This is a genomic window from Novosphingobium kalidii (genome assembly GCF_040534015.1).
Lineage (GTDB): Bacteria > Pseudomonadota > Alphaproteobacteria > Sphingomonadales > Sphingomonadaceae > Novosphingobium > Novosphingobium kalidii.
On record NZ_JBEWLY010000014.1, the window covers coordinates 1 to 12,582 of the forward strand.

General features: G+C 62.5%; 12 protein-coding genes and 1 pseudogene. 5 read left to right on the forward strand and 8 right to left on the reverse strand.

Annotated features, from left to right (window positions below; genetic code table 11):
* The first annotated feature begins 317 nt into the window (after nt 1–317).
* Entirely contained in the window at nt 318–998 is a 681-nt protein-coding gene (locus ABVV53_RS09810; protein ID WP_353984238.1) for a CPBP family intramembrane glutamic endopeptidase, read from the forward strand.
* Between the two features lie 69 nt (nt 999–1,067).
* Nucleotides 1,068–2,066, forward strand: coding sequence for a CPBP family intramembrane glutamic endopeptidase (locus ABVV53_RS09815; protein WP_353984240.1), 999 nt, complete (start codon nt 1,068–1,070; stop codon nt 2,064–2,066).
* Nucleotides 2,067–2,160: 94 nt separating this feature from the next.
* Here ABVV53_RS09815 and ABVV53_RS09820 read toward each other — a convergent pair whose 3' ends face one another.
* The 4 genes from ABVV53_RS09820 to ABVV53_RS09835 all read right to left on the reverse strand — a co-directional run bounded on the left by ABVV53_RS09820 (nt 2,161) and on the right by ABVV53_RS09835 (nt 6,279).
* Nucleotides 2,161–3,477: a sensor histidine kinase gene (locus ABVV53_RS09820; RefSeq protein ID WP_353984242.1), complete on the reverse strand. Its 1,317-nt coding sequence runs from the start codon at nt 3,475–3,477 to the stop codon at nt 2,161–2,163.
* Nucleotides 3,474–4,148 carry a response regulator transcription factor gene (locus ABVV53_RS09825; protein WP_353984243.1) on the reverse strand — a complete coding sequence of 225 codons (675 nt, stop codon included), beginning with the start codon at nt 4,146–4,148 and terminating at the stop codon, nt 3,474–3,476. Before ABVV53_RS09825 ends, ABVV53_RS09820 begins: the two co-directional genes overlap by 4 nt.
* Before the next feature lie 1,100 nt (nt 4,149–5,248).
* Nucleotides 5,249–5,689, reverse strand: a complete 441-nt coding sequence (locus ABVV53_RS09830; RefSeq protein ID WP_353984244.1) for a DUF6220 domain-containing protein — start codon at nt 5,687–5,689, stop codon at nt 5,249–5,251.
* A complete protein-coding gene (locus ABVV53_RS09835) occupies nt 5,650–6,279 on the reverse strand; it encodes an NAD(P)H-dependent oxidoreductase (protein WP_353984246.1) in 630 nt (209 codons plus the stop codon). The genes ABVV53_RS09830 and ABVV53_RS09835 overlap by 40 nt, the downstream gene beginning before the upstream one ends.
* Before the next feature lie 66 nt (nt 6,280–6,345).
* On the opposite strand from ABVV53_RS09835, the gene ABVV53_RS09840 reads away from it, so the two are divergent.
* A complete protein-coding gene (locus tag ABVV53_RS09840; RefSeq protein WP_353984248.1) occupies nt 6,346–7,233 on the forward strand; it encodes a LysR family transcriptional regulator in 888 nt (295 codons plus the stop codon).
* A 312-nt stretch (nt 7,234–7,545) separates the two neighbouring features.
* Here ABVV53_RS09840 and ABVV53_RS09845 read toward each other — a convergent pair whose 3' ends face one another.
* The 4 genes from ABVV53_RS09845 to ABVV53_RS09860 form a co-directional block, all read right to left on the reverse strand.
* Nucleotides 7,546–8,568, reverse strand: a complete 1,023-nt coding sequence (locus ABVV53_RS09845; RefSeq protein ID WP_353984249.1) for a PIN domain-containing protein — start codon at nt 8,566–8,568, stop codon at nt 7,546–7,548.
* A 74-nt stretch (nt 8,569–8,642) separates the two neighbouring features.
* Nucleotides 8,643–9,512 carry a hypothetical protein gene (locus ABVV53_RS09850; protein ID WP_353984250.1) on the reverse strand — a complete coding sequence of 290 codons (870 nt, stop codon included), beginning with the start codon at nt 9,510–9,512 and terminating at the stop codon, nt 8,643–8,645.
* Complete coding sequence (locus ABVV53_RS09855) at nt 9,509–10,552, reverse strand: hypothetical protein (RefSeq protein WP_353984251.1); 1,044 nt, start codon at nt 10,550–10,552, stop codon at nt 9,509–9,511. Before ABVV53_RS09855 ends, ABVV53_RS09850 begins: the two co-directional genes overlap by 4 nt.
* 1 nt (nt 10,553) lies before the next feature.
* Entirely contained in the window at nt 10,554–10,799 is a 246-nt protein-coding gene (locus ABVV53_RS09860) for a hypothetical protein (protein ID WP_353984252.1), read from the reverse strand.
* Between the two features lie 152 nt (nt 10,800–10,951).
* On the opposite strand from ABVV53_RS09860, the gene ABVV53_RS09865 reads away from it, so the two are divergent.
* Both ABVV53_RS09865 and ABVV53_RS09870 read left to right on the forward strand, forming a co-directional pair.
* Complete coding sequence (locus ABVV53_RS09865) at nt 10,952–12,154, forward strand: AAA family ATPase (protein WP_353984253.1); 1,203 nt, start codon at nt 10,952–10,954, stop codon at nt 12,152–12,154.
* Nucleotides 12,151–12,570, forward strand: a pseudogene (locus ABVV53_RS09870) (RloB domain-containing protein); the annotation flags it as partial. The gene ABVV53_RS09865 and the pseudogene ABVV53_RS09870, both read left to right, overlap by 4 nt.
* Between the last annotated feature and the right edge of the window lie 12 nt (nt 12,571–12,582).

Sequence of the window (12,582 nt, forward strand, 5' to 3'; positions counted from 1 at the left end):
CGGTCTTCCCCTTGAACGAAACGGCCCATTCCAAAGCCTCCCGCAAATGCGGGAAAACTCTAGCACAGCCTCGCGTTTTTACACAGCCTCGACCAGAGCTCGTCGTTCGCTGGCCGGGCTTGAACGGCAGCTTCTGTCGGAACCTGCCAATCGCGCTGCGAAGCTTTCCGGCAGTAACGCGCCCCAATTTCGATCATTAGAGACCGTTCTTACTACGCCAACCGGCTTTGCTGATCAGGCCATGCTTGCACAATGTTCGCGCGTCAGACGGGGGCTCGGCGGACTGCTGAGCATCGCCTGATCGTGTTGAAGCCGTGATGAACAAGGAACCTGAAGGACCGGGCTGGCCAGAGATCCTGACAGGAGTTGGGACGTTCGCAGTGCTGCTGATCCCGTTCGGACTGCTTCTTGCCCTCCTGCCGCAGGATCGGCCTGTTCTCATGGGAGTCGTTGGTTCAACGTTAGGCGGCTTCCTCGGTGTCGGCGGTTTCGCAGCGGCCTTCAGTCTCCGGATACGCGCTCTGCGGCCATTCGGGTTCACGCCCGTCGGCAACTGGTGGCTCATCATTGCCGCTGGCGTGGGTATTGGCGGCTATGGCCTGAGCATCATCATACAGTCTGCCTACCAGACGTGGTTCGGTAACGATGACCCTCAGGTCGTGCTGCATGCCGCGGCGCGTGGCGGCGCGCTCCCCTTCATCGCATCCTTGCTCGGCGGCGCGCTTTTCACTCCGTTCGGCGAGGAGATCCTTTTTCGAGGCGTCGTCGCCAATGCGCTCAATAGGTATGGTGCTTGGGCGGGTGTCGGCCTTAGCGCGGTGATTTTCGGACTAGCGCACGGCGTAAGCGTGATATTGCCGGTGGCGATTATGGTCGGCGTGCTCTCCGCCATTCTGTTTCGTCAGACCGGGTCTGTCTGGCCCAGCGTCGTCCTGCACTGCACCTACAACGGCGCCAACAGCGTCGCTTCGGCACTGGGCTTCGCACCAGTGCAGTGACCCCTTCCCCGCGGCCTTGGTTGTCTACGAGCTGGCTCGATATCCGGGTGAGCTGAGTGAAAGAAAAAAATGTCCAGCTTTGATGACAATTTGCTGCTGCGACCCGACAGGGTCATAGAAACACCCTGCGTGCCTGCGGATGTGGAATACCATCGTGTCTACGCAGGCGAGAGTCGCCGGATCGTCCGAGGCCTCGTGGCAATCGTGCTGCTATTTGTCGGCATGATCGGCTTCGCGCAACTGTGCCTCGTCAGCGCCTCGATAATCGACACTCAGCTACTGGGGCGGACCGGCTTCACACCTCTGCGACATGCTGCCGGGGCATTCTCGTTAGCCCTGCTTATTCCCTACAGCATGCTGCTCCAGCATCTGCTCTATGCGGTTCCCGCTCGCTCGTTGCACTCGGTCGCCGGATGCTTCCGGTTTGGGGTGTTCGGCCGCGCATTTCTCGCCTTCGGTCCACTCGTCCTCATCGTCATACCTATCGGTTTTTTGACGCCTGAAGACACGATCCCTTGGAGCACGGCTGACCTAGTCGCATTCTTTGTCATCGGCATGACGCTCACCCCGCTTGCGGCTGCGGGTGAGGAATACGGACTGCGTGGCCTGATGTTCCGCGTTGTGGGCAGTTGGACTCGTGGAACCCATTCTGGCGCAGTCCTAGGCATCATTCTCACGACCGTCCTGTTCTCTCTCGTTCATGGTTCGCTTGATCCCTACATCCTCGGCTCATATCTCCTGCTCTTCTGCGCCTTGGCGATCATAACCTGGAGGACGGGAGGCCTTGAGGTCGCCATCGTGCTGCACGGCGTTTACAACGTCAGCGCCCTCGTCCTTGGTACGACGCTCCACCTCGACCTCGGAGGCGCACTCAGCAGCCGGGGCGAGGTGGCCGGAAACCCCGCCAACCTAGTGCCCGGCGCTGCGCTTGCGGTCATCACCGCAATCGTCTGGTGGACAACGCGGAAAAGCGGGCCGGCGCGAACGCCGAAGGTGCCTAGCAACGAACCCGAAGGGCTGGGGAATGGCCAGCTGGGGCTTGGGCGTGCCGATCTGCCCAGAAGGTAACGGCCACAGGAACTATTTCCCAGGCAGAAGCGGAGCACCTGCGAGGCCGGATGGCAGATGCTGAGCAGGGTGCCGCAGTCCCGCACAAAGCACGTCAGCTTGGTTCAAGTTCTACCCGAACGATTGTGCCGCCGCCGGCTGCGGCATGGACGGACACCCGGCCGCCGTGTCGTTCGACAACCTGCTGCACCAGACTGAGGCCTAAACCACTCCCGGTGGAGCGCGGACGCAGACGGTGAAATGGCTCGAACACCCGCTCTCGCTCTTCGGGCGGTATCCCGAGGCCATCGTCCTCAACCTCGAAAGCGGACCCGACGACGCGGACCGTAACGTGGCGACCACCGTGCTCGATCGCATTCTGCACGAGGTTCGTCACCACTCGTTCCAGCGCAGCCGCATCGCCGCGAGCTGGGCGGCGTGCGTCAATCAGCACCTCGATGCTCCGGTCAGAAGCGATCAGCAGTGGCGCCAGATCGCCAACGACCTGTCGAACCAGGGCTGCAAGATCCAGCTCCTCGTCCTTACTGTCCGCGTCAAGCCGTTGGAGATCAAGCAACTGCTCTGCCAGGGTGGCCAGTCGCTGCACGTCATTCCCTAGCCTTCGGGTCGCTGTGTCCGAGGTCGCTTCGACCTTGGCGCGAAGAACCGCGATCGGCGTTCGCAGCTCGTGGGCAGCGGATGCGATGAACCGTCGCTGGCGCTCATATCCTTCGTCGAGACGGCGTAGCGCATCGTTCACGGCGCGGACCAGCGGCGCGATCTCCGCCGGGACATGTTCCTCGCTAAGTTTACGCCCGCGCCGGTCCGTGTCGATCTGCTCCGCTTCCTGGGCGATGCGGGAAACACCGGACAGCGATCGTCGGACGATCCATGGCGTGACGATGAGCGAAGTGAGTACAAGAAGCAGAAACGTCGGGATGAGTATGACGTTGGATGCCATCAGAACCATGAAGCTCAGCTCGGTGAGCTTGCCATGGCCGAGGATCGTCAGTGTCCCGGCCGGCGCAAGCTCGCGCCGAACCACGGCCACGAGGTCATAAGGCGCCTCGCGATCACGCAGCTGCGCGTAGGAAAGGTCACTTAGCCTGCCGATGAGTGATGCATAGTGCTGAGGCACGCGTCCGAACGATACGCTTCGACCTGCATCGTCCTCGGCCACAAACCAGAGGTCGGATGTGGTCGCGCGAAGCTCGGCGAGCCCGGGGGTCATCTGAACGGCAAGGCGGCCATCATGCTGACGAATTATGGCCCGGGCAATGATCGGCGTGATCTGTTCATCGACATACGGGCCACCGCTGTCCACGCGGAGCGCCACAGCTAGCAGGATGCCGAATGAGATCAGCAGCGTCACGAAATGAAAGGCGAGCGGGAGGACGATCAGCGGGCGTTTAAGCGAAGGATGCTTCGTCATGGCACTTCACGCAGAAGGTAGCCGACGCCCCTGATCGCATGAATTTCGACACCCGCTTCTGCCTCGGCAAGCTTTCGACGGAGCCGCGAAACGTGCGAGTCGAGCGCGTTGGACTGCACCTCGTCATCGAATCCGTAGACGGCTTGTTCGAGCGTTTCTCTCAAGACCGTTCTGCCCCGTCGCTTGACCAGTGTTGCCAGAACGCGAAGTTCGCGACGGGGAAGCTCCAGCCAGACCCCCTTCACGGAGACCTCGTCACTGGACAGATCGTAGACAAGTGAACCTGCGACGATCTCCTCACCCGCCATGTCAGCAGGACGCCGCCGCACGGCGCGGATACGAGCGAACATCTCGTCGAGCGAGAATGGCTTGATGAGATAGTCGTCGGCACCTTCATCCAGGCCGGCGATGCGGTCGGAAACCTCCCCACGCGCGCTCAGCACGATGATCGGCAGACCAGGATACCCGGCGCGCAGGGCTGGGATGAGCGACAGCCCGTCGCCATCAGGAAGGGTGCGGTCTAGCAGGACCAGATCGAAACTGGCCAGCAGCGCTGCTTCGCGGGCAACCGACAGCCGGTCGGCGTGATCGACGACGAAGCGTTCCCGCTCCAGAGCTCCTCGCAAAGTCTCGGCCAGCCCAAGCTCGTCCTCGATCAGCAGAACTCTCACCCATGCACCTCATGCGAACGCCGCCACTGGCCAGCAGGAGGCCAACTCCTGCAGCCCGGGCGGTTCACGACGAACCTGCGGAAGGGATATAGGCTCTTCATTGTGGCAACATTGCCTCGAGTGGTCGGGGGGGAACCGCCGTCCGGTCGCCAGGACATTTCCAAGCCCCATGCTTCCAGGTTGAGCGCGGCGCAAAGAGAAGCCGCACAAGATCGTTATAGTCGTGCAGCGTCGCGCTGTTCTAGCACCTGCGACAGAGCAGTGTGCGTCCTTCTTGGCCGGCTACGCGCCACGAACTGTATGCCTTCACTTCCAATTTCGCACCATGTTCGCGCAACCTTGGCCTGCTTTTTAGGCGCTTCGCTGATCACGGCGACATCCGGTGGACTGTCACAGGCGAACGTCAGGCCAGTGACCCACCAACGCTTCAAACTCAGGAGACAAACGCATGCTGCAACGCCCCCTTGCTAATCGCACTTCGCCCTCGTTGTCGCTAGGCATGGTTGCCGTCTTTGGCGTCGCCCTATCAGGGTGCATGTCAGGCGCCGAGCGGCGACACGTGAACCTTCAGGAAGATACAAACACGTGCGCCTCTTTCGGATCACGCTACGGCTCGCCCGCTTACAATGAATGCATGCTCACGCAGCAGCGGCGACGTGACGTCAAGGAACTTGAGTCGCTCGAGAAAACGCGACTAACGACCGAAATCGCCAGAGACGCTCAAGTCATGGCCGATCGCGCCCGCCGGGACCGGTGTCGCCGCGATCCCGACCGCCGCGAATGCGGACGGTAGGTCGCGCGCGTGAAGTCACGGCATCCGCCGAGGGCAGAGCGCTTGCCTGCCCCAGCCATGTTCGCCGGCTGAACCGATAAAGTCTGCCTCGCGGCCGGGGCGGTCATCGCAGCCCCATCGAGCGGCAAACCGGCTGCGAGGGCAGGTCCCCCATTCGCCCGTGGTGGAGCATCATCTGGAAGATGAGCGGTCACCATGCGTCAAGCGGTACGGCGTTCAACGGTTGGCTTCCCTCGCATGGGAGTCCAATAACGCGCCTCGGTCTGACGCGAGCGGTCTCCCGTTCCAAGGCGCTCAACTTTGCCAGTCACCTCGCTGCATGCACACGGCGACGCTCGATCTTGACGAGCAATACAAGACTCGTGGCGAGCACGAGCGCGCCGTTGGCAGGGTGATAGGCAAGGAACGGTTTGGCATTGCCAGCCGCCAGCACGAACTGGACGAGCATCAGCACGGCGAGGATTCCAGCCCACCAGCCGAAGCCACGCAGACGCGACACGAGCAGCGGCCCGAGAAGAAGCGCGAGCACGGGAAGTACAAGGAGCGTGCCGAGCACGGCGTGTACGCCGAAGCCGGTGTTACCGTAGAGTGCCTGCCCCGCCAGGAGGAACTGCGCGAGGACGCCAGCGGGAACCAGCCAACCGCTTGTCGTGAACCAGAGCGGCGTGCCGCGATGCAGGTCGCGCAGCGTGTCGTGAGCCTTCTCCATCATGTGGCCTTCGCGCGTGAGGACAATTCCGCGAAGCATGAAAGTGCGTCACGATAACCTTGTTCGGCTTCCGCAAGGGCGGGAGCGTCGAGTCCGTCGGCGTTGTAGACGAGGAAGGGATCGCACCAGTCCATTGCCAGGCGGTTGGCTGTTGCTCGCAGCGGCGCCAGGAGTTCCGGAACAGTGACCCGGTTGCGGCCGTCGCAACGGTATGTTTCCTCGGCGGCCCCCATGGTCGTAGCGATCATGATGGGCTTCCCGGCGAGACCGGCGCCTTCCGTTTCCGGGTAGATGTAGCCCATCCGGGTAAGCACCGCATCCTGCCAAGCCTTCAAAAGCGGCGGCGTAGAGTACCACTGCATCGGGAACTGAAGGACGATGCGGTCGGCGCCGAGCAGCCGAGCAGCCTCGCACTCGCCATCGCGCTCCATGTCGATCCCCATCGGGTAGAGGGCTGTCATATCGACGACCTCCAATCGTTGTTGGCCTGCAACAGCCTTCGCCAGCGCGGCATTGGCACGGGATCGTGACAAGTCAGGATGGAAGAGAAAGATCATGGTGGTCATCTGCGGTTCTCCTTCATCGATCCGCTCACGCCGGATCCGTTCGAACTCGTCCGCTGGGGACATGCGTAAAGATGCTCCTTCCAATCCTATGCTTCCAATCGATTACCGCTCTGATCTATTATCCGCCGTATGAATTTGAGATCCGTCGATCTGAACCTTCTCGTCGTGCTCGATGCGCTCCTCGACGAACGGCATGTCAGCCGCGCCGCTGACCGCGTCGGCCTTTCGCAGCCGGCAGCCTCCGCCGCACTTCAGCGTTGCCGCCACCTCTTCCGCGACGAACTGCTGGAGCGGGCACAGCGAAGCATGCGCCTCACGCCAAAAGGCGAAAGTCTACGGGCTCCGTTGAAGGCACTCCTCGCGTCCGCAACGGATCTCCTCGACCCGCCGGAGATCCCGCTTGAGGAGATCCAGACGACAGTCCGCCTCGTGATGGCGGACCTACCCGCGCTGCTAGTGATCGAGCCGCTATTGGCTGCCCTTGCTGGCTCATCACCCGGTATCGATATTGTGCTGCAGCCGTGGCATGGCGCCGATGCGGCCAAGCACGCCCTGACCGAAGGCTCGACGGATATCGCGGTTTCGGTGCTCGCTGCCTCGGAAGACGAACTGCGCCGTGAGACGGCCGGCGAGGAAACCTACCTCGTGGTCATGCGTGACGACCACCCCGCCGCACGGGACTTCATGCTTGACCGGTGGCTCGCATTTCCGCACGTCGTCGTCTCCGGTCGTGGCGAGGTGCGCACGCCGCTCGACGCGGATCTGGCGCGGCGAGGCCTCGCGCGGCGGGTCGGGCTTGTAGTCCCCAGCTTCGGCATGGTGCCGCCGGTCTTGTTCTCGACTTCCATGATCGCCATGCTGCCCACGCGCATGGCCGAAACCCTCCGCGGTTTCGCGACATTTACGCCGCCGATCGCTGTCGAAGGGTTCACACTCTCTGTGGTCTGGCACCGCCGGCGGGAACGCGATCGGGCCCTGCGGCATGTCGCTGACAGACTTTCAGCGTTCTTGCGCTGACCCGGCTACGAGCGAGAAAGTTATCTTCGGCTGGAGCCTTAACCGTGACCGGCCCAGCTCCCGTCGTCGGTGAGTGCCTGAACGAGGCAGCGTTCGAGGACCTAATCCGACCAATTCAAGTCGTTCTCGGACTGACGCTTGAATGACTGCTCGCGCCGGAACCAGTCATTCGCCCGCCGTGGAGCCGCGGGGCGGCTCTGCACCAGATCTCGGCCGTTCAGATTGTTCCGCTCCGCTCCTGTTACCGGAGATTCGCATAGCCGTGATGATTGCACATGGCACTCCTAAAATCCGCATGATGCGTGGATCCCGTCAGGTATCGAGGTTATCCCATTCGTCGCCGAGGACCCAGCGCAGCGCGCTGAGCTTTCCGCTCAACATGCCCCATTCGAAGTTGTCCCAAGGTCCGAGGTTTTCGAGACCGACCTCTTCTTCTACCCGCTTTGCAGCTGCGAGCGCACCGGTCCAGATCGTGTCAAGGATCTCGTTGGGTTTGTACGGATCACGCGAATACTCGCTTTCGGGCAGAACCTTGGTCTTGCCCTCGGCAATCATCTGCGCACGCAAGCCATGGCGGCTGTACCAAATCTGGCGCTCGAGCAGTCGTTCGGCAGCCAGAAGCTCGGACAGCTTGCGCGGCTCGATCTCGTCTTCGAATTCGGCACGGAGCTCCTCGACCCAGTCCGGCGCGATGTCGCCCAGCAGGTCGACCAGGTTGGTGGCATAGACCGATCGCTCGCCGTCGAAGAGGTCGGCGATGTCGGGATGCGGTGCGCGGTCGTCCGCGCCGACCGCACTGAAATCATGCTTGTTGTGGGTGACGAACGCGAAGACGTCGTCTGACATCACCTCATCGGCGGCGGCGGCAGCGTAGAGCTCGATCAGTACGGCATCCGCCATGCTGTTCTTGGGCTTGTGGAACGGCGCACGTTTGTCGATCGCGCGTTCGGCGGCGCGAAGCAGCGCGTCGTCGCTGGTAGCGATATGTTCGGCGCCAGCGAACAGCGCCTCGATCTGGGCGATCGACTCATTGACCGCTTCTCCCAGGATGGCAATGCGATGGTCGATGTCGCCGAGCTGGACGAGCGCGACATCCTTACCTTCGGCGTTTCCGAACCGGTCGACCGCATCGCGGACGCGGCGGAAAGTCGACGACAGGCTCTGCCCGCTTTCCCGGATAATGCGCTCCTTGTTCCGCGCAAACTCGGCCGAGACCTGGTCGGGCAGCAACAGGCGCAGGGCATCGGCCTTGATCAGTTGCTCGAGCGCGGCGAGCGTCGGCCGTTGCCGATAATCCTTGGCGAGATCGAGCCACACGCTGGTGTCGATCAACAAACGAACGACCCAGGTCTCTTCGGCACCGTCGACCGAGCCGCCCGAGTTACCCGTAGCCGAGACTGTCGGATCGGTCATTGCCCGGCCTCTTTCTTCCATTGGCGCTCGGCCTTGTAGTCGAAATGCCGGTCGATCGCGCCTACCAGCGGCATCTTAAGGAACGACCACCCCGGTGCGAACGCCGGCTCGAATATGTCGCCTACGAGGCCGTGATCGAACGCTTCGAAGTGGCTGGCGAGCGCAAGGTCGAGAACTTGGCGCAACAGGCGGGCAATGGCGTTCACGTCGGCGACGGTCTCGAAGGCAAAGTGCTTGCCCTTCTCGAAATTGGCGAGATCGCGCGATACATCGCGCGACGAGACATGGGTGGTCGTGGAAAGCGTGCCGTAGAGGCTTTTGGCAGATTGCCGATAGGCCGCGCCGGCGGCGGTATCGAGCATGCCGAAGCGCAGACTGTCGACCAGCTGATCGAACCGTTCGCGTCCCAGCCCGTCCAGCGCCGCGACCTTCTCGGCAACGTTGCGCGGCGGACGCTTCTGCGCGCCGTCTCGCTTGCCCGCAATGGCGGGGCTGCCCTGATCGAGCCAGAGCGCCTTGACCGAGGCCTCGACGAGGAAGCGCATTTCGCGCCGCGCAGGGTCGTGAAGCCCTTCACGGATCATGTGGCTGGCAGCGATCATCGACTGGACGAGATGCGGCTTGATCCGCAGCGAAATGCGTTCGTCGAAGAAGGCGTGCCAGCGCGTCGCCATCAGCTCGATCATGTTGATGCCGAGCCCGTAATCGAAAATATAGCGATCGAGCTGCCGCATGGCGCCACGATAGGGCGCGCTATCGCGCAGGGTCGCATGCGCGTCCGCCCGGCGGTTCCGATCGGCGCCCAGCTCGGCGAACATCCGTGCCAACGGATCGCCCTCGCCGGCCGTATTCTCGCTCTCGCTCATGCCTCTTCCTCGTCCGTGGCCGCCCGGCGCCGCGGAAGATACATTTCGGGATCCTCATGCAGATAAGGCGCGCGCTTGATCTCGATCCGTGCGCCACCGAAGCGTAGCTTATGCTCGGCGACAGCGCCAACGCCAGCCACGACCTTGAGCGTGGTGCGATAGCGGGCGAATGCCTGCGCCGTGCTGATCGCCGGGCCACCGCCATATCGCCACTCGGCCATCAGCTGCCAATTGGGGATGCCACGTAGGACGGTGCGCTTGAAGGGCGACGGGCCGTCAGGAAGGCTGTCGTAGAGGTGATAAAGATCGTGGCTTTCCTTGAAGCTGCCCGAGCGCTGCTCGGACAGCAGTTTCAGGGCGAGCTCGCAGGCCATCTGCAGATCCCATTGTGCATGTTTGCGCTCTTCGGGCCGGTCGCGCGCGATAAGCGATGCGGCGCGATCTAGATGGGGCAGGATCGCGTCGCGCATGCCTTTGACGCGCGTGGTCGGAAGTTCGATTGCCATGATCGAGGTCACGATCGCCCGAACGGCATTGGCGATCTCGATCGCCTGGCGGCGCGCTTTGAGGCCATCGCTGCGCGGCAGCTCGCGGACATTGGGGCCATCGACGATCCATTCCAGCGGGTCTTCGTCGTCTTCGACTTGCTTGGGGAAGCAGACCCAAATGGTCTCGCCGGGTTGGCCAGGCCGCTTCGTCACGACCGGGATGCGCATCGCAAACGGCGTGTCCAGCACGAGGGTGCAGCCTGTGTGGGATTTGCCGGACCCTGATTTCACCGCTTGGCCGTAGCGCGCGGTATACCAGCCTATGGTGCGGGCATAGATCGCCTTGAACCAGTCGCTCGCCATGTAGTCGAGGAATTTGCCGGGCTCGGTGATCTCCTCGCCCACCGCGACCTGCATCACGCAATAGGTCACGAAGTCTCGCGCTGCCCGCAAGGGCCGGTCGCGCAGCGGCACCTCGTCCTTCGCCAATTCGCGGTCGATGACGTCGAGCGACTCTCCGAGCGCGTCTTCGAAGTCCGGGGGCACACTCATCTCAGCCGCGTCCGCGATCCATCTGCCGCTTCAGCTCGGCCGACAGATCTTCGATCACCCCGGCATGCACGAAGTAGCGCATGCTGTTGTCCTCGGGATCTTCCGAATGCTGCGCGATATCGACGAGCAGGTCATACTGCTCATCGCCATAAGTGATCTGAAGGATGTCGCCGACCCGCGGCGCGACCTCGAACTCTCGCTCGACGGAGACCCCTCCGGCGCCAAACTGCACGCTGATCAATGGCATGATGCCCGTCCTTTCTTGCTCGCCCTGAACCATCAGGAAACCCGTGAGTGCGGCCCTGTTCGCCCCAAAATAGCAACCTTCGGCCAACGTTTGACGATTTATTGTCAAACTGGCCGTATATCTCTATATCTAATGCGCCACGGGAATGATACATGCTGTACGAACTTGAGATCGAGAATTTCTACTCCATCCGCGATGCGCAGCTGATCGACCTGCGCGTGGCGGCCAACGCGCCCGACCTGCCGGGACGTTTCGCGCCGTTATGGGCGGGGTCGAAGGATCGCGCACCCAAGGTGGTGGCGATCTTCGGTCCCAACGCCTCGGGCAAGTCCACGGTGCTGCGCGCCTTGTCGTTCATCGCCTGGTTCGTGCGAGATAGTTTCAGCATCGCACCCGGGGCTCGCCTGCCCTTCGAGAAATTCAACAGTGTCGGAGGACGTGAAGATGTGACGCGCCTTGCCGTGTCGCTCGCTGGACTCGTCGACCCGGCGGACTCGAGCGAGGATGCCCTGCAATGCCGCTACCAATATGAGCTGGAGATCGGCCGTGATCACACGGTGCTGGGCGAGGCAATGTATTATTGGCCACCCGACACCGGCCGCAAGGTGCGTCTCTTCGACCGCGACGCCGATGGCAAAGTAACGGCGGCCAGTGCGTTCGGCCTGTCAGGCTTTCGGCAGGCGCTGGAGAAGGTGCTGCGGCCCAATGCCAGCGTCATTTCGACGCTGGCGCAATTGAAGCATCCATTTGCAACGTCGATCTGGGAAGCTGCCACAACGGTCTTTTCCAACATTCTGATCGAGCGGACCGACGGGATCGAGGAGCAGATGGTTCGACTCTATGCCGATAATCCCGCCCTTGTGCAGGCGCTGAACCGCGAGATCGAGCGGATCGATCTGGGCATCCGGTCGATGAAGCTCGAGATGGGCGCGAACGGCCCGATCGCACTGTTCGCGCATGAGGGCCATGATGGTCTCGTGCCGCTGGTGCTCGAAAGCCATGGTACGCGGACCTTCCTGAAGCTCTATCCCTATCTGCTTCGCGCGCTGGAGACCGGCGGGATCGCAGTGATGGACGAGCTTGATTCCGCGATCCACCCGCTGGTGCTCCCGGAGATCCTGCGCTGGTTCTACGATCCGCTGCGCAACCCGCATGACGCGCAACTCTGGATGACCTGCCACAATGCGTCGCTGCTCGAGGATCTGGTCAAGGAAGAGGTGATCTTCTGCGCCAAAACCCATGAAGGGCGCTCGGAGGTCTACGGCCTGTCCGAAATTCAGGCTGTGCGCCGCGATGACAATTACTACCGCAAGTATCTTGGCGGCACCTATGGCGCGGTGCCACAGATCGGATGAGGCCGCCACGACGACACCCAGCCCGCCGGGCCATCCCGCAGCGCCGCCGGCTGTTCGTCGGATGCGAGGGTGAGAGCGAGCAGGCTTATGTCGCGCTCCTAGCGCGTCTTGCCGACGAAGCCCGACTGGCGGTCCATCTCGACACTGTACTGCTGCAACCGGGCGGGGGCGATCCGCTGGCGATCGTCGAGCGTGCGGCACAGCGCGCCGACGAACGTGAAGGCCGACGCGGCGAACCCTATGCCCGGCGTTTCGTCCTTCTCGACGATGATAAGCTCGGCCAGGCATCGCAACGCGACCAGCGTATCGCCGGCGTCTCCGCCGCCGCAGGCTTGCATCTGATCTGGCAAAAACCTTGCCATGAGGCCGTCCTGCTCCGGCATCTTGAAGGATGCAGCCAGTTTCAGCCGCCAACGACGGCGGTCGCG

Excerpts from the sequence above, each read along its gene's own strand:
- ABVV53_RS09865 (WP_353984253.1), top strand. The coding sequence starts at position 10,952 with ATGCTGTACGAACTTGAGATCGAGAATTTCTACTCCATCCGCGATGCG.
- ABVV53_RS09815 (WP_353984240.1), top strand. The coding sequence starts at position 1,068 with ATGTCCAGCTTTGATGACAATTTGCTGCTGCGACCCGACAGGGTCATA.
- ABVV53_RS09850 (WP_353984250.1), bottom strand. The coding sequence starts at position 9,512 with ATGAGCGAGAGCGAGAATACGGCCGGCGAGGGCGATCCGTTGGCACGG.
- ABVV53_RS09860 (WP_353984252.1), bottom strand. The coding sequence starts at position 10,799 with ATGCCATTGATCAGCGTGCAGTTTGGCGCCGGAGGGGTCTCCGTCGAG.
- ABVV53_RS09810 (WP_353984238.1), top strand. The coding sequence starts at position 318 with ATGAACAAGGAACCTGAAGGACCGGGCTGGCCAGAGATCCTGACAGGA.
- ABVV53_RS09855 (WP_353984251.1), bottom strand. The coding sequence starts at position 10,552 with ATGAGTGTGCCCCCGGACTTCGAAGACGCGCTCGGAGAGTCGCTCGAC.
- ABVV53_RS09835 (WP_353984246.1), bottom strand. The coding sequence starts at position 6,279 with ATGTCCCCAGCGGACGAGTTCGAACGGATCCGGCGTGAGCGGATCGAT.
- ABVV53_RS09840 (WP_353984248.1), top strand. The coding sequence starts at position 6,346 with ATGAATTTGAGATCCGTCGATCTGAACCTTCTCGTCGTGCTCGATGCG.
- ABVV53_RS09830 (WP_353984244.1), bottom strand. The coding sequence starts at position 5,689 with ATGCTTCGCGGAATTGTCCTCACGCGCGAAGGCCACATGATGGAGAAG.
- ABVV53_RS09820 (WP_353984242.1), bottom strand. The coding sequence starts at position 3,477 with ATGACGAAGCATCCTTCGCTTAAACGCCCGCTGATCGTCCTCCCGCTC.